The organism is Pseudomonas sp. D8002 (assembly GCF_013385695.1).
GTDB lineage: Bacteria > Pseudomonadota > Gammaproteobacteria > Pseudomonadales > Pseudomonadaceae > Aquipseudomonas.
In genome coordinates this window covers 309,819-331,919 of sequence record NZ_JACAPM010000004.1, presented here as the reverse complement: position 1 = coordinate 331,919, position 22,101 = coordinate 309,819, and the positions used below count along the sequence as shown (strand labels likewise).

19 protein-coding genes and 1 pseudogene are annotated in these 22,101 nt (G+C 62.2%); 10 read left to right on the top strand and 10 right to left on the bottom strand.

Annotated features, from left to right (window positions below; genetic code table 11):
* The first annotated feature begins 50 nt into the window (after window positions 1-50).
* Window positions 51-491 (top strand): TadE/TadG family type IV pilus assembly protein, encoded by a 441-nt coding sequence (locus HX807_RS02775; protein WP_177022464.1) that lies wholly within the window; start codon window positions 51-53, stop codon window positions 489-491.
* The gene (locus tag HX807_RS02770) at window positions 488-3,238 is read left to right on the top strand and encodes a PAS domain-containing sensor histidine kinase (protein WP_177049171.1); all 2,751 of its coding nucleotides are present in this window, start codon (window positions 488-490) and stop codon (window positions 3,236-3,238) included. Before HX807_RS02775 ends, HX807_RS02770 begins: the two co-directional genes overlap by 4 nt.
* Here the strand turns inward: HX807_RS02770 and HX807_RS02765 are convergent.
* The 5 genes from HX807_RS02765 to HX807_RS02745 form a co-directional block, all read right to left on the bottom strand.
* The gene (locus HX807_RS02765) at window positions 3,235-5,244 is read right to left on the bottom strand and encodes a pilus assembly protein TadG-related protein (RefSeq protein ID WP_256344264.1); all 2,010 of its coding nucleotides are present in this window, start codon (window positions 5,242-5,244) and stop codon (window positions 3,235-3,237) included. The two genes, HX807_RS02770 and HX807_RS02765, sit on opposite strands and share 4 nt — an antisense overlap.
* Window positions 5,245-5,373: 129 nt before the next feature.
* A complete protein-coding gene (locus HX807_RS02760) occupies window positions 5,374-5,931 on the bottom strand; it encodes a DUF4136 domain-containing protein (RefSeq protein ID WP_003212927.1) in 558 nt (185 codons plus the stop codon).
* A gap of 45 nt (window positions 5,932-5,976) precedes the next feature.
* Window positions 5,977-6,582 carry a DUF4136 domain-containing protein gene (locus HX807_RS02755; RefSeq protein WP_008439011.1) on the bottom strand — a complete coding sequence of 202 codons (606 nt, stop codon included), beginning with the start codon at window positions 6,580-6,582 and terminating at the stop codon, window positions 5,977-5,979.
* A 24-nt stretch (window positions 6,583-6,606) separates the two neighbouring features.
* Window positions 6,607-7,356: a methyltransferase domain-containing protein gene (locus tag HX807_RS02750; protein WP_177008340.1), complete on the bottom strand. Its 750-nt coding sequence runs from the start codon at window positions 7,354-7,356 to the stop codon at window positions 6,607-6,609.
* Window positions 7,353-7,658 (bottom strand): MazG-like family protein, encoded by a 306-nt coding sequence (locus HX807_RS02745; protein WP_087693104.1) that lies wholly within the window; start codon window positions 7,656-7,658, stop codon window positions 7,353-7,355. Before HX807_RS02745 ends, HX807_RS02750 begins: the two co-directional genes overlap by 4 nt.
* A gap of 162 nt (window positions 7,659-7,820) precedes the next feature.
* On the opposite strand from HX807_RS02745, the gene HX807_RS02740 reads away from it, so the two are divergent.
* The 3 genes from HX807_RS02740 (at window position 7,821) to HX807_RS02730 (ending at window position 10,219) form a co-directional block, all read left to right on the top strand.
* Window positions 7,821-8,111, top strand: a complete 291-nt coding sequence (locus HX807_RS02740; protein ID WP_003212934.1) for a hypothetical protein — start codon at window positions 7,821-7,823, stop codon at window positions 8,109-8,111.
* A 294-nt stretch (window positions 8,112-8,405) separates the two neighbouring features.
* A complete protein-coding gene (locus tag HX807_RS02735; protein ID WP_023659366.1) occupies window positions 8,406-8,708 on the top strand; it encodes a DUF6124 family protein in 303 nt (100 codons plus the stop codon).
* Window positions 8,709-8,872: 164 nt separating this feature from the next.
* A complete protein-coding gene (locus tag HX807_RS02730; protein ID WP_177049169.1) occupies window positions 8,873-10,219 on the top strand; it encodes an MATE family efflux transporter in 1,347 nt (448 codons plus the stop codon).
* Here the strand turns inward: HX807_RS02730 and HX807_RS02725 are convergent.
* The 5 genes from HX807_RS02725 to HX807_RS02705 form a co-directional block, all read right to left on the bottom strand.
* Window positions 10,203-11,066 (bottom strand): alpha/beta hydrolase, encoded by an 864-nt coding sequence (locus HX807_RS02725; RefSeq protein WP_177049167.1) that lies wholly within the window; start codon window positions 11,064-11,066, stop codon window positions 10,203-10,205. The genes HX807_RS02730 and HX807_RS02725 overlap by 17 nt on opposite strands.
* A gap of 181 nt (window positions 11,067-11,247) precedes the next feature.
* The gene (gene speA, locus HX807_RS02720) at window positions 11,248-13,161 is read right to left on the bottom strand and encodes an arginine decarboxylase (RefSeq protein ID WP_003217295.1); all 1,914 of its coding nucleotides are present in this window, start codon (window positions 13,159-13,161) and stop codon (window positions 11,248-11,250) included.
* Window positions 13,162-13,373: 212 nt separating this feature from the next.
* Window positions 13,374-13,745, bottom strand: coding sequence for a translation initiation factor Sui1 (locus tag HX807_RS02715; protein WP_003217297.1), 372 nt, complete (start codon window positions 13,743-13,745; stop codon window positions 13,374-13,376).
* Window positions 13,746-13,918: 173 nt separating this feature from the next.
* Entirely contained in the window at window positions 13,919-14,455 is a 537-nt protein-coding gene (locus tag HX807_RS02710) for an NUDIX hydrolase (RefSeq protein WP_177049204.1), read from the bottom strand.
* 2 nt (window positions 14,456-14,457) lie between these two features.
* Complete coding sequence (locus HX807_RS02705; protein WP_003217301.1) at window positions 14,458-15,525, bottom strand: DUF2333 family protein; 1,068 nt, start codon at window positions 15,523-15,525, stop codon at window positions 14,458-14,460.
* Between the two features lie 274 nt (window positions 15,526-15,799).
* Here HX807_RS02705 and HX807_RS02700 point away from each other — a divergent pair, with 274 nt between their 5' ends.
* The 5 genes and pseudogenes from HX807_RS02700 to accC all read left to right on the top strand — a co-directional run bounded on the left by HX807_RS02700 (window position 15,800) and on the right by accC (window position 22,070).
* Entirely contained in the window at window positions 15,800-17,470 is a 1,671-nt protein-coding gene (locus tag HX807_RS02700) for a PleD family two-component system response regulator (RefSeq protein WP_008439016.1), read from the top strand.
* A 1,519-nt stretch (window positions 17,471-18,989) separates the two neighbouring features.
* Window positions 18,990-19,484: pseudogene (locus tag HX807_RS31900) on the top strand (methyl-accepting chemotaxis protein); the annotation flags it as partial.
* 264 nt (window positions 19,485-19,748) lie between these two features.
* Window positions 19,749-20,204, top strand: coding sequence for a type II 3-dehydroquinate dehydratase (gene aroQ, locus HX807_RS02690; RefSeq protein WP_003217307.1), 456 nt, complete (start codon window positions 19,749-19,751; stop codon window positions 20,202-20,204).
* A gap of 25 nt (window positions 20,205-20,229) precedes the next feature.
* On the top strand, window positions 20,230-20,691 hold the full coding sequence (gene accB / locus HX807_RS02685; RefSeq protein WP_003217309.1) for an acetyl-CoA carboxylase biotin carboxyl carrier protein: 462 nt from the start codon (window positions 20,230-20,232) through the stop codon (window positions 20,689-20,691).
* A gap of 17 nt (window positions 20,692-20,708) precedes the next feature.
* Window positions 20,709-22,070 carry an acetyl-CoA carboxylase biotin carboxylase subunit gene (gene accC / locus HX807_RS02680; RefSeq protein ID WP_003217312.1) on the top strand — a complete coding sequence of 454 codons (1,362 nt, stop codon included), beginning with the start codon at window positions 20,709-20,711 and terminating at the stop codon, window positions 22,068-22,070.
* Window positions 22,071-22,101: the final 31 nt, after the last annotated feature.

Sequence of the window (22,101 nt, the reverse complement as noted above, 5' to 3'; positions counted from 1 at the left end):
TGAATGATTCTATGCTGATATCAGGTAGTAGTAGTCAGGGTAGACGAGTCATGAAAAAAGGCCTCGCTAAAAAGCAAAAAGGTGCCGCCGCGCTGGAGTTCGCGATGGTCTTCATGATTTTTTTTGCGATTTTTTATGGCCTGGTCAGCTACAGCTTGCCGTTATTGCTGATGCAGTCCTTTACCCAGGCCGCCGCCGAAGGCGTAAGACGTAGCGTCGCGCTGGACCCCACCACGCCTGGCTACGTCACGGCACTGCCGCTGCAGGCCGTCAGTGCGGCGCAGGCACAACTGGCGTGGATCCCCTCCCAGTTCAAATTCCTTCCCGGGTACGTGACGGCCGTCTACAACTCGTCAGGCGTGTTGACGGTGTACATCAACTACCCGACGTCCAGCCTCCAAAGTGTGCTGCCGTTCCTGGTACTGCCAGGCATCGGTACCGTCCCCGCCCTGCCTCCCATGCTGTCTGCCCAGTCGAGCATGCAGTTTTGACCTCAGGCGATAAACTCTTCGGCCGCCTGCTCGGACGTGGCAACCAGCTGCCTGCTGACGCACCGGCAGCGATCCCGGCAACCGCCGCGCTGTTGTTCTACCTGGATGCCCAGGGCCGCGTAATGGATGTCCATGGCCCGCTTCGCCATCGACTCGAACACCCCGCTGCGCAACAGCAACAGGCACCCTCGCTGCTCGACTACCTCACTGCGGCGAGCCGCCTGGTGATCGAGGGCACGCCCAGCGACTGGCAGGGGCAAAGCCTGGACCTGGAGCTCAAGGGGCTCGCCGGGCAAACCCTGCATACCCGTGGCTGGGTCCAACCCGAAGGCAAGGGCTGGCTCCTGCAATTGCTGGACATTGGCGACCTGATTGCCCATCGCCAACTCACCCAGGTGCGCGAACACAATCAACGGGTGAGCGACCAGATCAGCGAGCAACTGCGGGTCTGCAGCCTGGTGCGCCTGCCCGAAGTACTGCAAGACACTCTGCAGGCTATTTCCCAGCACTGGCACATCCCCTGCGTCGCCATCGCCTTGCTGGATGAGCAGGGCCAGGCGTGGTGCATCGAGGGCTGTTACACCGCCCACGATGCGCCGGTACTCTGGAGCAACGGCCAAGCCCTGGGCTCCAGCCTCGACAGCCTGGGCGGCACGGCGCCAGTGAGCCTGGAGGTAAACCGTGGCCACAGCGAACACCCACGCCTGCAAGGCCTGTTTGGCAATACCGATGGCTTTCTGGTGCCCTACCGCGACGGCCTGGGCGTGGGCGCATGGCTGCTGTGCGGGGTGTATCACCGCCTGGAACACACCAGCGACCGTGACTGGTTGCAACTGACCGCCGCCCTCGCGGCACCGCTGCTCGGCCGCCTGGGCGAACTGCGCCATCAACAGCAGCTGGAACGCCTCGACGCGCTGCAAGGATTGCTCGGCACCGGCTGGTGGGAGCTGTCCCCACACACTGAAGACCTCGAACTCGCCCCACCGCTGCTGCACACCCTGAGCCAAGGCGAGGCGATCACACAGCTGTCGCTACCCATGTGGCTCAAGCTGATTCACCCTGCCGACCGGGAAGAACTCGCCAGCCGCCTGCAAGACCTGAAGACCCTGGGCAAACCGCTGTCCACCAGCGTGCGCCTGCAACGTGCCGACGCGGCGCTTAACCCCATCTGGTATCGCGTGCAGGGGCAAGCGTTGGGCTCGGGTGAGCATCGCCGCCTGGTGGGCTTCATGCTCGACATCAGCGACATAAAAAACCAGGAGCAACAGGCCGCCGCCGCCCACGCACGCCTGGATAACCTGATCGCCAGTTCCCCGGCTGTGATCTATGTGCAGCGCTACGTCGAGGGCACGCTGCAACCGGTGTTCTTCAGCGACAGTTTGCTGCCGCTGCTTGGCCGCACCCTGGCCGACTTCACCCCGGCGACGCTGAACCAGTGGATCCACGCCGAAGACCGCGACCTCTACTTCGACCGTACCCGCCAACTGCTGCGCGAAGGCAGCGTGCGCAGTCGCTACCGGGTGCTCGACACACAGGGCAATTACCACTGGCTGCTGGATGAAGCCCGGCTGCTGCGCGACGACCTCGGGTTGCCCGTGGAAGCCGTGGGCCTGTGGCTGGATGTGACCGAGACGACCCTGGCGGCGCAACGGGTCAAGGAAAGCGAGGAGCGCTATCGAATCCTCGTGGAAGACTCCCCGGCCATGATCTGCCGCTACCTTCCGGACCTGACCCTGACCTTCGGCAACACGCCCCTGGCCAACTACATGGAATGCCTGCCTGGACAGCTGCCGGGCATGAACCTCAGCCAGTGGTTGTCCGAAGAACAACGCGAGGCATTTGTGCAGCGCATCCGGCAGTTGACCCCGGAGTTCCCCGTGAGCACCGCCGAAATCAGCCTGCAACTGCCGGGGCGCACACATGCCTGGTGGGTGTGGTCGGACCGGGGCGTGTTCGACGAACAGGGCCAATTGCAGGAAGTGCAGGCCGTGGGCCGCGACAACACCGAAGTGCGCCGCTCCCAGCAGCAACTGACCCAAAGCGCCAAAATGGCCACCCTCGGCGAAATGGCCACCGGCCTGGCCCACGAGATCAACCAGCCGTTGAATGTGATGCGCATGGCCATCGTCAACGTGCTCAAGCGCTTGAGCAACGGTGATGCACAGATCGACTACCTGACGGAAAAACTCCAGCGTATCGACTCCCAGGTCCAGCGCGCAGCCCGCGTGGTAGACCACATGCGGGTGTTCGGCCGCCGTTCGGAAGTCGAACAGCAGCCCTTCAACCCGGCGCAAGCGGTGGAAGGCACCCTGTCGCTGCTCAGTGAAGGCATGCGCGGCAAAGGCGTGGACCTGCGCGTAACACAGCTAGACGTGACGGTGCAGGTCAAAGGCTATGTCGACCAGCTGGAGCAGGTGCTGATCAACCTGATGGTCAACGCCCGCGATGCCCTGCTGAGCAAACGCGAACACGACCGCGACCTGCAACCGTGGATCTCGGTGCAGATCGAGCAGGACAGCCGCCACGTACGCATCTGGGTCGAGGACAACGGCGGCGGGATTGACCCGCGGCTGCTGGAGCGGATTTTCGAGCCGTTCTTCACCACCAAGCCAATTGGCGTGGGCACCGGCCTGGGGTTATCAGTGAGCTACGGCATTGTCGAGAACATGGGCGGCCGGTTGAGCGTCGCCAACAGTGAACATGGGGCGAAGTTTTGTGTGGAGTTGCCGGTGGTGAGCGAGGTTTAGATCACCAGGTACGCATTACCCGAGTGGCAACTGAGGTTGGCGCCCACGCCGACCTGGTTAAGGTCGACTCCCAGCCCCAGCAACAGGGTATTCACCAACGAATTGATCAAGGGTATCAGCGTGGCATTCAGCACGTTGAGCAGCAGCGTGGTCACACCACTCAACACGGATCCTAGCCCACCGATCAGGTTGCCCAGCACGTTCGCGTTGCCGGGGGTAGGCCCGTACATATTCAGGTTAAGCCCGGCCGTCACGCCGTTCACCGGATCGGTCAGGCCGCTGACGATATTGGTCGTGCTGTAGCTGGAGTAATACGGCGGCTGGGAAATCTCCGGCAAATTCGGCGATTGGTAGGTGTAGGGAATGTTGTAAGCACCGCCTACCTGAATATTGGCCGACAATCCCAAACCACCGCCTACGCCCGTGACCACCGGATTGCAGAACACAATTAACGTGCAGGTCTTCGTACCGATATCGACGATCTTCAGCGGCGTCACCACCACCGTAGGGGGTGTAGGGCCAGTGCCGAAAACGCTGCTGCTGGCAATCTGGCCCATCCGCAGATTGACCAGTGATGTGTTGGTGGCCGTGGTCAGGGTTTTACTGGTCGGGCTGGCGCAGCTGTAACCGGTGACCCAACTGGCGGCACTCGCCGCATCCAGCTCGATATCGATACCCACCGGCGGCGGCAGCACTTGCAACACCGGCGACGTACACGAGACCGCGCAGGTCAACGAATTGATCACCCCGACCAGGTTCAGGCTGAGCAGCGCATCCAGGGTGCCCAGCAACGGGCTCGCCAACCCGTTCACCGCGTTCGTCAGCGTGGAGACGGTGTTGAGTATCGGCAGGTTAACCGACAGCTTCGTGCGTAACTGAGCCGTTTGGACGTAAATCCGGTTTGGGCCGGTCATAGGATTCTGCCCGGGCGCCGTGGCAAGCGCCGGGTTACCGATGGCCGACAGTTGTGGCGGCTGCAACACCTGGACGCTGGCGGTGATTTGCGCCACCCCCGGCAAGTTGATGGGAAAACTGGCCACCAGGCCGTTTTGCTTGTTGGCCAATTGCACGAACCCCTGAATCAGGTCGAACACCCGCATGTTGACCGCCAGGGCGGCGACGCTGGCACCACTCTCCACCGACAGGACATTGCCCAGCACCACCGTGGTCGCCCCCGCTGCGACTTTAAGGGCCTGCAGGCTGGCAATGGTCGCGGTGGCCGACAATGTATGCGTGGGGTCCAGCACATTGATTGCCGACTGAATCAGTTGGCCAACCGCGATGGTGTTGCCCAGTACCTGTGTATAACCACCGGCCGTCAGCCCCAGGTCGAGCTTCAGTTGGTTCAGGTAACTCAGCAAAGAAATGTTGGTGTTGATCAGGCCGTTCCAGCCCGCCACCGAGATGTTCACAGCGCCACCCAACAATCCGCCGGTCAGCGCGTTAAGCAGGGGCGCGTTATTCGTATCCACCACCAACGCCGTGCTGCGAATGGTCAATGACGCCAGCGGTGGTCCCAATGCGGCGACTGCCACTGCACTCACCGTCGTCTGTGCGGCCACCGCGGTACCGTTGACCATATTCCATATGCCGCCGGCAACGCTGGTCGCCACGGTCTCGGAGGCCACCACCTGGATCGCATCGTTTTGGCTGGCGTTGGCGCTGAAGACCCGCTGATTGCTGGCATTGGTCACCAACGTGCCGCAGGTGACCACCAATGCCCGAGTGTTGGCGACTATCGTGAAGCCATTGCGCGTGGCGTTCTGCGTGGCGTAATCGTTGGCCGTGGTGCTCGATGCGCATTGCCCGCCCCGATTGGCAGCTTCCAGGGCTGCCGTATCGGCCACGGACTGCAACTTGCGCTTTTCCACGTACAGGCGGCTGCTGTCGATGACCAGCAACAGGAATAGCAAGGCCATCCCCAAGGTCAGGGCCGCCATCAGGCCAATCGCACCGCGTTGCCTTGCAGGCCCGCCCTGGCGACCGGAACGAAGTCGAAGAGACATCGAGCACTCCTTTGCCGGCACACTGCCGAGCGCTTACTCTCCTGTGTTGCTTGGGAGTGTAGTCAAGAGCGGCGGGGGCTGCAGGCCAGTCGCCATAGATCGACGACTGGCGGAGGGCTGATCAGGCGATCAATGCGGCGGGTAGTTGGAAAGCACCTTGGTCACCGTGGCACGAATAGCGGCACTGCGGTCTTGGGGTTCAGGCGAGCTGGCGAGGATCTGCTCATCGCTGCCACGCCACACCAGCTTGCCGTCCTTGCCGTCGAGCAAGTCAATCTGGATGGTTGCGACCTTGTAGGTGATGTTGCGGGTTTCGTTATACATCGGCGCGCCCCAGTAACCATTCCACGGGCCGCCCCAGGCGCCGCCGTAGTTGGTGGTGACTTGTTGCTGGCGGTCTTCGACGATCAGGTAGGTCTGTACATTCAGGTCAGCTTTGGTGCCCGGCGCCGCAGGACGCAGGCCACGCTGGTCGAGCTGCTCGCCCACGGCCTGGCGGATGCGCTGTTCGGTGAGGTCACTCTTGATCCGCGGGTCATCCGGGCGGTATTGCAGCGCGGGTTCTTTCCAGCTCCAGCTGCGGTAGGCACCAAAGTCCCGGCTGGCATCGAAATCATGGTTGACCTGGCTGGTCTGGCAACCGCCCAGCAACACAACAACAGCAAGTGCAGCAATACGACGAAGCATGGTTTTTCTCCAAAAGACAATCCGGGCCTGAGATGAGAATAGCTGCTAACTGGGTGGGTAGGCAGTCATTGCCTTTTGCATCGCCTCACGCAGCGAATCGGCGCGCTCGCTGAGGCTGCCCTGGCTCGTGGTTTCGGCGCTGGTGCTCCATACCGGCTGGCGGGTGCGCGCGTCGAACAGGCTGATGCGTGCCACGGCCACCGTCACTTCATAGGTGCGTACCACCGGCACCGTGTTGTACATGCCGTAGCCGTTGCCATAGCGGTTATAACCGCCGTAACCATAGCCATAGTCGTCCTGGACCTGGCGCAGGCGTTTTTCCAGGCGCACGTCGGCGCTCACCAGCAGGTCGGGGGCGCGGTTGTCATGCAAGGGGCGCAGGCCGCGCTGGTCGAGGGCGCCGCTGACCGCCTCGGCAATCTGCGCCGAATCCGCCCAGGCCGAGCCCGCCGGCAGCTGGTTGTTGAGCCAGGCCCAACTGCGGTAGGCGCCGTAGTCGCGCACCGGCGCCGGGTAGGCGCTGGCATCAAAGGTGTTGGCCGCCTGGGCAGGCGCCGGCGGCATCGGGGCAGACGCCGCCACATACGGGTTGGGGCTTTGGCAACCCGCCAGGCCCAGGCCCAGCAGGATCAGTCCAAGACAGCGCTTCATTTCGACCTCCGCAGACTGGGCCGCTTAAACCGGACGGCAGATCCAGTGCAAATAACGCCCAAGTCCGGCAAAGCTTGGGTGACGACGGTGTGCGAGCTCCATCTCCAACAAATCCTGCAACTCGGCGCGGGCCTGGAATTCCACCGGCATATAGTCGTGGAACACCCGCACGCCACTTTCGGTTTCGACCTGCCACAGGCCCTCTAGTTGCGTCGCCAACTCCCGTGGGTCCAGGGGTTGTTGCGGCGTGAGGCTCTGCTTTTCGCCGGCCATGTCGTTCTTGCGCATTTTGCGGAAGTGGCCTTTGAGCAGGTTGCGGTAAATCAAGGCGTCGCGGTTATAGAAAGCCAGCGACAGCCAGCCACCGGGCGCGGTCAACTGGTGCAGCACCGGCAGGATCGCATGGGGTTCGGCCAGCCATTCCAGCACGGCGTGGCACAGCACCAGGTCATAGGGTTCGGTGAGCTGGCCCAGCAGGTCCTGCCAGGGTGCCTGAATGAAGGTGGCGGTCTGCCCGGCTTCGGCGAAACGCTGGCGCGCGCCTTCGAGCATCGGCTCGGCGGGTTCGGCCAGGGTTACATCGTGGCCGCGCTCGGCCAGCCACAGCGACATATGGCCCAGCCCCGCGCCGATATCCAGTACCCGCAGCGGGCGGTCCGGCAGCGCTTCAATCAGGTCGGCCTGCAGCACCGCCAGGCGAATCGCGCCCTTGGCACCGCCGTAGATCTTCTCGGCAAAGCGGGTGGCCAACTGGTCGAAATGACGGTCGCTCATTTGGCAAATCGCCGTTCGCTGTCGGCCAGCTTGGCCTTTACCACCTGATCCATGTCCAACCCCAATTCACTGCACAACAGCAGCAGGTACAGCACGATGTCACCGACTTCCTGGCCGGCATGGGCGAGTTTGTCGGCGGGCAACTGGCGCGACTGGTCTTCGCTCAACCACTGGAATATCTCCACCAGCTCGGCCATTTCAACGCTGGCGGCCATGGCCAGGTTCTTGGGGCTGTGGAACTGCTTCCAGTCGTTGGTATCGCGGATGCGGTGCAGGCGTTCGGTGAGGTGATCGAGGTTCATGGGGGGCTCCTGAAGGTGTATAGCTTCGGGCGCAAGCCGCGCGAAGGCAAGTGAATCCCTGCGGCCCGTAAACCTCTATGCTAGAAGGGAACTAGCTTGGGCCAATAACGAACAAAGGCTCAGGTTCGGCAGCTACGCCCACCGTCTTATCAGGACACACACATGCAAACAGACTTTTTCGGATGGCTGGGTCTCAAGATCGGCCAGATCATCCACTTTATCGTCGAGTTGTTCAGCGGGCTGTTCAATACCCTGTCCCACGCGGGCGGCGACTTTGTCGACGGGCTGTCCAGATCCTTGGGGATGGACACCTCGATCATCAGCATCCTCATGCTGATTATCGGCCTGATGCTGCTGTACTCGGCGGTGCGCGCGTTTATGCGGGCTTCGATCATCATGGGGATTATCTGGTTGATGCTCGGGCTGTGGGTGCTCAGTTGGGTGGTGCATTAATAAAGGGCCAGCAGGGTAAATCCCTTTAATTTGAGGGACGTTTCCGAGACAATCTTTCGGCCTTGTGCCTGTTGGGATGGGTGGCTAGTCTTCGGCCCTTCACTGCATATCAGTGATCGGGTTTAGTCGCCCGGAATTAGTGAGCGCAAGTTGTCGCCATGCTTCATGGCGGCTGTGCGCAGGGCACCTTCGGGTGCGCCGGGTTCCACTAGCCGGTCGACTAACCTGCGTACAGCCGCCACCCTCGTTTAGTCGCGCGGGTGTCAGCTCCTTACCTTCTAGTGGAGTTACACCATGCATAAGCTCGTCCCCGATCCACCCAGCGACCTCCTCAACGACCGCGCCGCCTTCAATCGCGCGCTCGAACATTACCTGCCATCCCAAGGCTTCCACACCATCAACGAAGACCTGAGCTTCGAAGATTCCCTGCTCTACACCGCCAGCCTGCTGAGCAGCGCCTCGGCCACTGCGCTTGATTGCGGCGAACTGCTGGAAAGCCCGCAGCGCGCGAAGATCCTGGCCGTTTGGCACTTGCTGGAAATTGCCAAGACCACCGTCGACCGCTCCATCGAATGCCTGCACCCGCGCAAAACCTGACACTACGCGGTCAAAAATGTGGGAGCGGGCTTGCTCGCGAAAGCGGTGGATCAGCCAATACATCCGGCGACTGACACACCGCTTTCGCGAGCAAGCCCGCTCCCACATTGGCCCTGCGGCGCAGCTAATGGACAGTTACACTACCGCTCCCCAAAGGAGCCCGCATGACTTCCCTGCTAACCGACTGGCGCGACCGCCCCACCCACCGCCGCGTGTGGGCCCTCGCCGCGCCGATGATTTTGTCGAACATCTCCGTACCACTGGTGGCGCTGGTGGACAGCATGGTCATCGGCCACCTGCCCCACGCCCACCAACTCGGCGCCGTGGCCGTTGGCGCCAGCCTGTACACCTTCCTCGCCTGGGCCATGGGTTTCCTGCGCATGGGCTCCACCGGCTTTGCCGCCCAGGCCGCCGGGCGTGGTGATGGCGCGGAGCTGCGGCAGATTCTGTTGCAGGGGCTGTTGCTGGCGCTGGGCCTGGCCATAGTGCTCGGCAGCATCGGCATTCCGTTAAGCGGCCTGGTGCTGGACTGGATGCAGCCCTCGCCCGAGCTGAACCAACTGACCCGCGAATTCTTCCACACCCGCCTCTTCGGCCTGCCCGCAGCGCTGGCCAGCTACGCGCTGGTGGGCTGGTTCCTCGGCACCCAAAACGCCCGCGCACCGCTGGCGATTCTGCTGACCACCAACCTCGTGAACATCGCGCTCAACCTGTGGTTCGTGCTGGGCCTGGATTGGGGCGTGGTCGGCTCGGCCCGCGCCTCGGTGATCGCCGAATGGACCGGCGCCCTGCTCGGCCTGGCCCTCACCCAAAAAGCCCTGCGTGCCTACCCTGGCCATATCGCCTGGGCGGCACTCAAGCTGTGGCAAAGCTGGCGCCCGCTGCTGGCGGTGAACCGCGATATCTTCATCCGCAGCCTGGCCCTGCAATCGGTGTTTTTCATGATCACCGTGCAAGGCGCTCGCTTGGGGGATGCCACGGTGGCGGCGAATGCGCTGCTGCTCAATGGTCTGTTGCTGACGGCCCACGCCCTGGACGGACTGGCCCACGCCGTGGAAGCCTTGTGCGGCCACGCCATCGGCGCCCACGACCGCCAGGCCTTGCGCCGCTCGCTGGTGGTGGCCTGTGGTTGGTCGTTGCTGGCGAGTATCGGCTTCGCGATCCTGTTCGCCGTGTTCGGCCACCTGTTTATCGCCATGCAAACCGATATTCCGAGCGTGCGCGAAACCGCCGACATCTACCTGCCCTACCTCGCCGTACTGCCGTTGATCGCCGTGTGGAGCTACCTGCTGGACGGCCTGTTCATCGGCGCCACTCGCGCCCGGGAAATGCGCAACGGCATGCTGCTGACGGTGGTGATTGTGCTGCCCTTCGCCTGGGCCTTGCAGGGCCTGGGCAACCACGGCTTGTGGATAACCTTCCTGTTGTTCATGGCCCTGCGCAGCCTGACGCTGTGGGCAATTGCCTGGCGCCTGAACAAGCAGGACCGCTGGCTTACTGGCCCGGCGTGAACGTGATAAACGCCGTGACCCGGTCCAGCACGGGCGCCAGCCAGCGCAGCGGCCGGGACATCGACGCCACCAATGTGGCGTGGCTGGTCTTGGTGAAGTAGAACTCCTCCACCGGCACACCCGCCGCTCGCAGCTTTTTCGCCAACCCGCCGGTGTTGCGCTTGGGGTTGACCAGATTGTCGTCCACCGAAGCAATCAACAGGCTGGGGGGTGCGCTTTGGCTCACGTGGTTGATGGGTTGGGAATCGGGCGGCGAGTCCGGGTAGAAGAACACCGGGCGCACATCGCGGTTTTCAATCGGCAGGAAATCATACGGCCCGGCGAGGCCGATCCATCCCTTGAAGACTGACGGCGACAGGCCAACCCCGGCCAGCCACTGCGGGTCCAGCGCCAGCATTGCGGCGTTGTACGCACCGGAACTGTGGCCCATCACATACAGTTTGCGGGGATCGCCGCCGTATTCGGCACTGTGCTGATACGCCCACGCGACTGCTTGGGCGCCGTCCTGCAAAAACCGTGGGTAGCGCACTTGCGGGTAAAGCCGGTAATCGGCGATCACCACCACGATGCCGCGCGAGGCCAGGGCTTCGCCGACGAAACCGTAGTCATCCTTGGAGCCGCTGTTCCAGCTGCCGCCATAGAAAAACACCACGACGGGCGCGTCGGGCAAGGCGGTGACGGGGCGGTAGATATCGAGTTTCTGGCGGGGGTCATCGCCGTAGGCGAGGGAGGAGGTTTTGGTGAAGGTGCTGGTGGGGGTGAGTGCGTTGAGCACTTTGATCGGGGAGCAGGCTGCGAGCAGCGTCGCGATGGCCAGGGTGAACACTTGCAGGAGCTTTTTCGACATTATTCAGGCCCTATAAAAACTGCAGGACTTGCGGCGATCCAAATGTGGGAGCGGGCTTGCTCGCGAAGGCGGTGTATAAGTCTGCACATGTATCGACTGACACACCGCCTTCGCGAGCAAGCCCGCTCCCACACTGGATCTCTGTCACATTGAGATCTTTGTCAGCCTGGAAGCGGTGTGCTTAAGAGGACAGGTACGACGAACGCGTCAAACCAAGACGCAACGCATCCAGGAACTGAGTCCGCTCCGCCGCCGTGATCTTCGCGCTGGCGCACTTGTCACGGTAGTGAGTCATCAACTCCTCCGGCGACAAGTGCACGTAGCGCAGCATGTCTTCGATGGTGTCGTGGGTCTCGATCCCGGCGCTGTACACCGAACCGTCGTCACGCTGGTAGATGTTCACCGAGTCGGTGTCACCGAACAGGTTGTGCATGTCGCCGAGAATTTCCTGGTAGGCACCCACCAGGAAGATCCCCAGCAGGTAGTCCTCGCCTTCTTTCACAGCGTGCACCGGCAAGCTGGTCTCGATGCTTTGCTCATCCACGTACTGCTTGATCTTGCCGTCGGAGTCGCAGGTCAAATCCTGCAGCACCGCACGGCGCAACGGCTCTTCGTCGAGGCGATGCAGCGGCAATATCGGCAGCACCTGGCCGATGGCCCAGGTGTCCGGCAGGCTCTGGAATACCGAGAAGTTGCAGATGTACTTGTCGGCCAGCTTGTCGTTGAGTTCGTCCAGCACCTGGCGGTGGGAACGCTGGCGGGCTTTCAGCGAGTCGTGCAGGCGGCGGCAGACGGCGAAGTAGCACTGCTCGGCCAGGGCTTTCTCGGCCAGGGTGATCTTGCCGTCGGCGTACTGGGTCGCCACGTCGCTCATGTAGTGAGTGGCGCGCCAGTAGGTTTCGGTGACCATTTCAATGTCGGTCGGGCCCAGCAGGTCCACCAGCCATTGCACGGTTTCCGGCAGGCTTTCCTTGTTCTCGATCAGCGGCACGTCGTCGTTGTGCTTCTCGACGTCAGTGACTTGCACCACCAGCATGGCGTGGTGGGCGGTCAGGGAACGGCCGCTCTCGGAGAAGATGTTCGGGTGCGGCAGGCTCTGCGCGTCGCAGAATTCCTTGAGCATGCCCACAACCACGCCGGCGTAGTCGTCCATGTCGTAGTTGATCGAGCTGGCGTTACGCGAGTGGGTACCGTCGTAGTCCACGCCCAGGCCGCCGCCCACGTCGATGTGGTCTACCGGCAGGCCGAGGTTGCGCAGTTCGCCGTAGTAACGAATGGCTTCCTTGAACCCGTGCTGGTAGTCGGCCAGGTTGGCGATCTGCGACCCCATGTGGAAGTGCAGCAGGCGGATGCCCTGGTCCAGGCCCGCCGCGCGGAAGCGTTCGACCACCGACAACAATTGCGCCGCCGACAGACCGAATTTGGATTTCTCGCCGCCGGTGTCCGCCCACTTGCTCGACGCCAGGGACGACAGGCGCACCCGCAGGCCCACCTGAGGCTTGACCTTGAGGTTGGCAGCTTCTTCGATCACCAGGCCGACTTCGGATTCTTTCTCGATCACGATGAACACGTTGTGGCCCAGCTTCTGGCCCATCAGCGCGAGGCGGATGAACTCACGGTCCTTGTAACCGTTGCAGACGATGGTGCCGCCTTTCGGCGCCAGGGCCAGCACGGCCAGCAGCTCGGGCTTGGAGCCGGCTTCCAGGCCAATGGACACGTCCTGGGTGGCGATGATGTTCTCGATCACCGCTTCCTGCTGGTTCACCTTGATCGGGTACAGCGCGGTGTATTTGCTCTGGTATTCCAGGCGCTCGATATTGGAGTCGAACGCGCCGGTCAGCTGGCGCACGCGGTCTTGCAGGATGTCGGGGAAGCGCACCAGCAACGGCAGGGACAGGCCGCTTTTGCGCAGCTCGTCGACTTGCTCGTACAGGTCCACAGGCGTGCTGTTCGGGCCGTTCGGACGGACTTCAACGCGACCGGCATCATTGATCGCGAAATACCCGGCCCCCCAATGGCGAATCCCGTAAACACTGCGGCTGTCCGCAACTGTCCATTGGCTGCCATCGTCTTTGCGTGTGCGTCGTACGGACATCGAAGTCCCCTATAAATGAAGTCGAAGTGCACCGGCCTGATCAGAGGCTGGCGCAGTCTAAAGAATGAAAATGACGATTTGCCTGTGAGAGGGGTAGACCCCACTTGCAGGACAGAGTTTAGACACCGGTCAGGAACAGGCTCTGTGAAAACCATGGAGACGACAGTTCGCGTTCAGCCAGCGGGCTATCGGGGTGGTTTTCACAGAGGCTGCTAGCCGCCGGATTTCTTCGCCTTGTAACCCAGCTTGATCAGCTCGGCCAACAGCAACTCGACGTGGTCGCCCTGGATCTCGATCACGCCGTCTTTCAGGGCGCCACCGGTGCCACAGCGCTTTTTCAGCGTGGTGGCCAGTTCCTTCAAGGCTTCTTCGGCCAGGGGCACGCCAGTGATGGTGGTCACTGTCTTGCCGCCACGGCCCTTGCTCTCGCGACGAACGCGGGCAATACCATCGCCTTCGGGAATCAGGGTTGTTTTGCAGGTACAAGCGTCCACGGGCTGGCGACAGTCCGGGCAGTGTCGACCTGCGTCGGTGGAAAATACCAGGCCACCAAGGGCGGCGAAGGATGCGGCTTTTTTGGCCACCGGCAATCCTCTTGGGAGGACAAAGACTGATCGATGGGGTCATCGACCGCGAAGCCCCACTCAGGCAGGGGCAGCGCTACTGAACCGCGAGAGCGGTTCAGCCTGAAAAGTCGCGCAGTGTAACGGCAAAAAGGCCCCTTGCTAAGAGCCAAATCGCGCCAATTTATGCAACTTTAGCGACGCAGGGCCAAATAACGACGCAACCCTTCCTGGGCATCCGGGCAATAGGGCTTTTGCTCGGCCTCCTGAAGCACCGTCGCCAGGGGCAGAAAGCGCGCTTCCATGACTTCTTCCGGCTGGATTCGCAGCGGCCCGTCCCACACGGCCGAGAACGAGGTGCACCAGAGCCGGCTGTCGCCGTCTTCGAAGTAGAAGTGATCGTGGGCGGTCAGTTCGACGCCGCTGACGCCCAACTCTTCTTCCAGCTCACGGGCCGCCGACTCGGCATAGGACTCGTGGGCCGCCACCATTCCGCCCGCCGCCGTGTCCCAGAAACCCGGGTACATGGCTTTGCTCAGGGTGCGCCGGTGCACACACAGCTCACCGGCCGAGTTGAACAGGAAAATAAAGGTGCAGCGCCCGATCAGCCCGCGCCGGCGCAGATCGGAACGTACGAGGCTGCCGAGCAGGTTGTCCTCCTCGTCGACCCAGGCAATCAGTTCGGCGTCGGAGGCGGCGCGGTGCGCTGCCTCCCTGGTGGAAGCGTCCATCATCAACCCTGGTTCAGGAGCTGACGCAGGTCGATCACTGCAGCGTTGGCCCGGGAAATATAGTTGGCCATGACCAGCGAATGGTTGGCCAGGATGCCAAAGCCACTGCCGTTGAGAATCATCGGGCTCCATACCGGCTCTTGCGAAGCTTCCAGCTCACGAATGATCTGGCGCACGCTGACGGTGGCGTTCTTCTTGGCCAGCACATCGGCGAAGTCGACTTCAATGGCGCGCAGCAGGTGCGACAGGGCCCAGGCCTGGCCGCGGGCTTCGTAGAACACGTTGTCGATCTGCATCCATGGGGTTTCCACCACTTCTTCGTCGACCTGCGGCACTTCACCCGGCGCCAGCGCTTCGGTTTTCAGCGCGGTGTTGAGCTTGACCCGGCCCACACTGGCCGACAGCCGTTGCGACAGCGAGCCCAGGCGGGTCGCCACATCACCCAGCCAGTTGTTGAGGTTGTCGGCACGTGCATAGAACAGCGCGCCTTTTTGATTCGGGTCGGACAAGCGCGCTTCGTAGCGGCTCAGGGAATTGATGCCTTCCTGGTATTCCGACTCGCTGGACGGCAGCACCCAGCTCTTGTTGTCGAAGTTGAAGCGCGGTTCGGCCTTGGCCAGGTCTGCGTCTTCCGCCGACTGCGACTGGGAGCGGGCGAAGTCCTTGCGCAGGGCACGGGTCAGGTCACGCACCTGCACCAGTACGCCGTACTCCCAGCTCGGCATGTTGTCCATCCACAGGCCCGGCGGGAAACGGTCGTTGGAAATGTAGCCACCCGGCTTGTTCAGCAGGGTGCCCACCACCGTCTTGAGGGTTTCGACGGTGGTAAAGCCCACCACCATCTGCTTGCCATCCTTCTCGGCGGCAATTTGCGCATTCTGCTGGACCGGGAACAACGCAGGCTCTTCGCTCCAGTACCAACCCAGGGCACCGGTGACCAACAGGTACAACGCAACCAGCGAGAGCAACGCACGGCTCATCAGCAGGTTACGGAAATAGCTGCGGGGGGCCGACTTGGTTTCAGGGGCCGGGCCCTTTGCACTGCCTGCGCGGTTTTTCCAGTCCAGCATGGCGATATCCTTTCAATCACTTGAGTTCAATAGCTACGACCACAACCCTGCCCCATCGTGCCGAGCAGTGCGGCGCTTTTAGCCAGGGTGGCGCGAGTACGCGGTTCGACTATAAAGGATGCACGCTGTTTACGCCCGCGCGACTGCATGGTCGATAAATGAATCTCTGCGACCTTGCAGTTAATTGACGTATGACACTCGTGCAACGGAAAAGAGGTGCTAGCATAGAGCCATCAGTTCGACCTCAGCATGCAGCCTAACTAGTAGTCAGGATATGACCGAGCCAGAAGACCCCAGCCGTGAGCGTCTCAAGCACCATTTTGCCCAGCGGGTAATTCATCAGGCACGTCAAATTCTTGAGATCTGGCAGCGCCTGCAACGCAGCGAATGGTCGACCACTGACTTGTCCGAGCTCAGTGAGGCCAACCTGCGCCTGCTGCGTTTTGCCGAGCGCTTCGAGCAGCCGGAACACGGCCAGCTGGCGCACCAGATCGGCGCTTCACTCAAGGCGGTGGACGACAACCGCGGCCGCCTGAGCAGCCACCTGATCACCGAACTCAACCGTTTGATGCAGCGCCTGTCGCGCACCGGGCTGCGCCAGGGCGACCAGCTGGAACAAACCCTGCTGCCGCCGATGCGCAAGCCGATCTACGTGATGCTGGCCGATCACGACCGCGCCGACCGCCTGGCCAAGCAGCTGGAATTTTTCGGCTTGAGCGCCCAGTCCCTCGACAGCGTGGCGGCGTTTCGCTCATCCATGGCCGAGCGCTTGCCGGCGGCCATTGTGATGGATGTGGATTTCTGCGGCGCCGGCCTCGGCCTGAAGCTCGCCGCCGAAGCCCAGGAAGGCCTGGAGCAAAAGCTGCCACTGCTTTTTTTCAGCCTGCACGAAACCGACACCCCCACCCGCCTGGCCGCCGTGCGCGCCGGCGGCCAGGAGTTCCTCACCGGCACCCTGGAGGCGTCGAGCCTGCTGGAAAAAATCGAAGTGCTGACCTGCGTCGCCCAGTACGAACCTTATAAAGTGCTGATCATCGACGACTCGCGGGCCCAGGCGATGCACACCGAGCGCCTGCTCAACAGCGCCGGCATCGTCACCCGCACCCTGATCGAACCGATCCAGGCCATGGCCGAGCTGGCGGACTTCCAGCCCGACCTGATCATCCTCGACATGTATATGCCGGCCTGCACCGGTACCGAGCTGGCCAAGGTGATCCGTCACAATGACCGCTACGTCAGCGTGCCGATCATCTACCTCTCGGCCGAAGACGACCTGGACAAGCAACTGGACGCCATGAGCGAAGGCGGCGACGACTTCCTCACCAAGCCGATCAAGCCGCGGCACCTGATCACCACCGTACGCAACCGCGCCGCGCGGGCACGCAACCTCAAGGCGCGGATGGTACGCGACAGCCTCACCGGGCTGTACAACCACACCCACATCCTGCAACTGCTCGAAGACTGCAGCTTCCGCGCGCGACGCGAGAGCAAGCCACTGAGCTTTGCGATGCTCGACATCGACCACTTCAAGCGGGTCAACGACAGCCACGGCCACCCCATGGGCGACCGGGTGATCAAGAGCCTCGCGCTGTTTCTCAAGCAGCGCCTGCGCAAGACCGACTATATAGGCCGTTACGGCGGCGAAGAATTTGCCATCGTGATGCCCGACACCGACCTCGACAGGGCTTGCCAAGTACTTGACGAGATTCGCGGGCGCTTTGCCGAGATTCACTATCCCGCCCAGCCACAGGATTTGTGGTGCACGTTCAGTGCCGGCGTGGTGGAGCTGTGTGATGGCTCCGACAGCCTGATGATGGCGGCCCAGGCCGACGAGGCGCTGTACCGCGCCAAGGATGCCGGGCGTAACCGGGTGATGTCGGCGCGTGCATCAAAGCAAAGTGCCACCTTTTCACCGGAATCCACCGAATCCGTCATAACTCTGTAATGGAAACGCAATAACTTCAGGCACTTACTTCTGCTGTCGGTTGAAACCACGCATGCGCCTGAAGCTGCTGACGAATCTGAACACCCTCCTTCTGGTCGCCGTTTGCCTGGCCCTGGGCGCTACGCTCTGGTGGTCGCAACGTGCCCTGGAACGGCCTTACCTGCTGATGGAGCGCTACCTTGGCCTGTCGCAGACGTTCCAGAACCAGGCCGCGCGCAATATCGACGATTACCTCGCCAGCGGCGACGCCCTGCGCCTGAGCAGCGCCAGCCAGAGCCTGGAAAACCTGTTGCAGCAGCTGGATGAGTTACCCGCAGAGCTGGCGCAAAACCTGCGTCCCAGCCTTGCCGACCTGGACACCTTCGGCAAGACCGACCTGCTGGCCGCCGGTAAGCTGGCCGGCGACCCGCAAGCCCTGTTGCTGCAAGCCGAACGCGAACTCGGTGCCAACCTGGAGCAACTGAACCAGTACGCCAGCGGCGTCAGTACGCCCGAGGCGGCGCGCTATCTGCCGCCGTTGCTCGCTGCGTCCCAGCACCTGGCGAAACTCTCCCTGGCCCGGGACAAGCTGGTGAGCAGCGGGCGCAGCGAACTGGCCGACGATGTGGAGCGCGAAGTCAGTAATATCCGCAGCCAGGCTGACGTGCTGGGGCAGCTGCCATTACTGGGGGTGACCGCCAGCAGCGAGTCCAGTACCGACGATTTCTCGGCCATGATGGGCCTGGAAAACACTGAAAAAACCGTGGCCCAGGACACCGGCGTCGACCTCAAGCGCGAACTCAACAGCCTGCTGACCCGCTACCCCGCCGAGCTGAAACGCACCCGCGAGCAAATCCAGCAACGCACCGAACTGGCCACCGCCACCCACTTGAAAATCAACGCCGTGCAGCAAGCCATCGCCGGGCTGGAGCCTGTGGTGCGCGCCCAGCACGCGCAGATCCAGGGCGAAGTGCGGCTGATGCAAGGCGTGATGATCGGCCTGATTCTGCTGATCGCCCTCTTGATCGACACCTTGCAGCGGCGCCTGGCGCGGGTGCTGACCAACCTGGCGCCGGCCTTGTCCACCTGGGCCGAAGGTGACTTCAGCCAACACATTGCCCTGGGCAAGACCAACCGCGAACTGCACGATATCGAAGAGTCCCTGAACCGCCTGCGCGCCTACCTGGTGGACCTGGTGGGCACCATCAGAGGCAACGCCGAGCAAGTGGCCGGCAGCAGCAGCGCGCTGGCGGAGTTGAGCAGCGGCATGCACGACGGGGCCGAGCGCCAGGCCGGTGATACCGCGCAGATTCGCGATTCCCTGGGCGAACTGGAAGCGACTATCCAGCAGGTTGCCGGCGACGCCAGCCAGGCTGCCGAGGCCAGCCGCAGCGCGGGCCAGGCCGTCGAGCAGGGCCAACGGGTGATCGGCCTGAGCCTGACCGGGTTGCACGCATTGGTCGGCGAAGTGCAGATAAATGCGCAGATGATCGAGAAACTCGCCGAAGAGTCCGCGACCATCGGCGGCGTACTCACGGTGATTCGCTCGATTGCCGACCAGACCAACCTGCTGGCGCTGAACGCCGCCATCGAAGCCGCCCGGGCCGGTGAAGCCGGGCGCGGGTTCGCCGTGGTGGCCGATGAGGTGCGCACCCTGGCCCAGCGCACCGCTGGCGCCACCGCCGAAATCCAGCACCTGATCGTCGGCCTGCAAACCGCCGCCCGGCAATCGGTGGAAGGCATGCGTGCCCAGGTCGAACACGCCGAGGCCACTGCCGAACAAGCCCAGGCGGCTGACGGCGCGCTGGATGAAATCGTCGGGGCGATCCAGACCATTTCCGACACCGCCGTGCGGATCGCCGATGTGACGGCCCAGCAAAGTGGCGCCGTGAGTGAAATCCGCGATAACAGTGAGAGGATTCACCAGTTGGGCGAGGACAACTTGCTGCGAATTGGCCAGGGACGCCGCCAGGGCGAGCACTTATTGGTACTTGGCGGGCAACTCAATACCGCCGTGCAGGCATTCCGCGTCTGACCGGCTCTCCCGTCTTGTGAAGATCAAAATGTGGGAGCGGGCTTGCTCGCGAAGGCGGCGCACCCGTCAACGCATGTGGCGGCTGAACCACCGCCATCGCAGGCAAGCCAGCTCCCACACTGACCGGATTCAGCCTTGCGGTCACATATTTTGCGCAATCCTCGCTAATCGTGCTGCCTACTGCATAGAACTGGACAGTCACAAAGCCTTTGCGGCATAGTCGCCGGGTTCTACCGTGCCCACATCAATAACAAGGAACAGCCGATGGCGACCTTACTGGTTCTTCACGGACCCAACCTGAACCTGCTCGGCACCCGCGAACCGGGCGTCTACGGGGCAGTGACCCTCGAACAGATCAACCTCGATCTGGAACGACGGGCACGTGATGCCGGCCACCATTTGCTCTACCTGCAAAGCAATGCCGAGTACGAACTGATTGATCGCATCCATGCCGCGCGCAGCGAAGGCGTGGACTTTATCCTGATCAATCCCGCCGCTTTTACGCACACAAGCGTTGCATTACGTGACGCGCTGCTGGCGGTGAGCATCCCATTCATCGAAGTGCATTTATCGAACGTGCACAAACGCGAACCTTTCCGCCATCACTCTTACTTCTCCGACGTTGCGGTAGGAGTGATCTGCGGCCTTGGCGCCAGCGGTTACCGACTGGCCCTGGAGGCCGCCCTGGAACAGCTTGAAGACACGGCCAAGCGCCCCTGACCGACCCTTTGGGAGTTGATGATTCATGGATATCCGTAAAGTTAAGAAACTGATCGAACTGCTGGAAGAATCCGGTATCGACGAGCTGGAGATCAAGGAAGGCGAGGAATCCGTACGGATCAGCCGTCACAGCAAGACCCCGGCCCAACAGTTCTACGCACCACAGATGCAAGCGCCGGCTCCGGCCGCTGCACCCGTGGCGGCTGCTCCGGTCGCGGCTGCTGCCGAAGCTCCGGCTGCTCCAAAACTGAACGGTTTCGTGGTCAAGTCGCCAATGGTCGGTACCTTCTACCGCACCCCGGCACCGACCTCGCCAGCCTTCGTTGAAGTCGGCGCAACCGTGAAAGTGGGCGACACCATCTGCATCGTTGAAGCGATGAAGATGATGAACCACATCACGGCGGAAAAAGCCGGCGTCATCGAATCCATCCTGGTAGAAAACGGTCAGCCGGTTGAGTACGACCAGCCGCTGTTCACCATCGTTTGAACCGCGGAGCGCCTTCGATGTTGAAACCTGCGAAGAAACTGCAAAAAGTCCTGATCGCCAACCGCGGCGAGATCGCGCTGCGTATCCTGCGCGCCTGTAAGGAAGAGGGCATCAAGACCGTCGCTGTTTACTCGACGGCCGATACCGAATTGATGCACGTGAAACTGGCGGACGAAAGCATCTGCATCGGCCCGCCACTGGCCACGAACTCGTACCTGAAAGTCTCGAACATCATCGCCGCCGCTGAAGTGACCGGCGCTGATGGCATCCACCCCGGCTACGGCTTCCTCGCGGAAAACGCCGATTTCGCCGAACAGGTGGAGAAATCCGGGTTTGCCTTCATCGGCCCGAAAGCCGAAACCATTCGCCTGATGGGCGACAAGGTATCGGCCAAGGACGCCATGATCGCGGCCGGCGTACCTACCGTTCCAGGTTCCGACGGCCCGCTGCCTGAAGACGAGGCAACCGCCCTGCGCATTGGTCGCGAAGTCGGTTACCCGGTGATCATCAAGGCCGCCGGTGGCGGTGGTGGTCGCGGCATGCGCGTGGTGCACAAGGAAGAAGAACTGATCGAAGCCGCCAAGCAGACTCGCTCGGAAGCTGCCGCCTGGTTCGGCAACCCGATGGTCTACCTGGAAAAGTACCTGACCAACCCACGTCACGTGGAAGTGCAGGTACTGTCCGACGGCCAGGGCCACGCCATCCACCTGGGCGACCGCGATTGCTCGCTGCAACGTCGTCACCAGAAGGTGCTGGAAGAAGCGCCGGCACCGGGCCTGGACGAAACAGCTCGCCAGGAAGTACTGGCTCGCTGCGTCAAGGCGTGCATCGACATCAACTACCGTGGCGCGGGCACTTTCGAGTTCCTGTACGAGAACGGCCGTTTCTACTTCATCGAGATGAACACTCGTGTGCAGGTAGAGCATCCGGTTTCGGAGATGGTCACCGGTATCGACATCGTCAAGGAGATGCTGAGCATCGCCGCTGGCAACAAGCTGTCATTTACCCAGGATGATGTGAAGATCCACGGCCACTCTCTGGAGTGCCGGATCAACGCCGAAGACCCGAAAACCTTTATCCCAAGCCCTGGCCTGGTCAAGCATTTCCACGCGCCCGGCGGCAACGGCGTACGTGTGGATTCGCACCTGTACAGCGGCTACAAGGTTCCGTCCAACTACGACTCGCTGATCGGCAAGCTGATCACCTGGGGCGCCACCCGCGACGAGGCCATGGCCCGTATGCGCAACGCCCTGGACGAAATCGTGGTAGACGGCATCAAGACCAACATCCCGCTGCATCGGGACCTGGTTCGCGATGAAGGCTTCTGCGAAGGTGGTGTGAACATTCACTACCTGGAACACAAGCTGGCTAATCAGTAAGCGAAGTGCTCCACCCAACAAAACCGCCTTC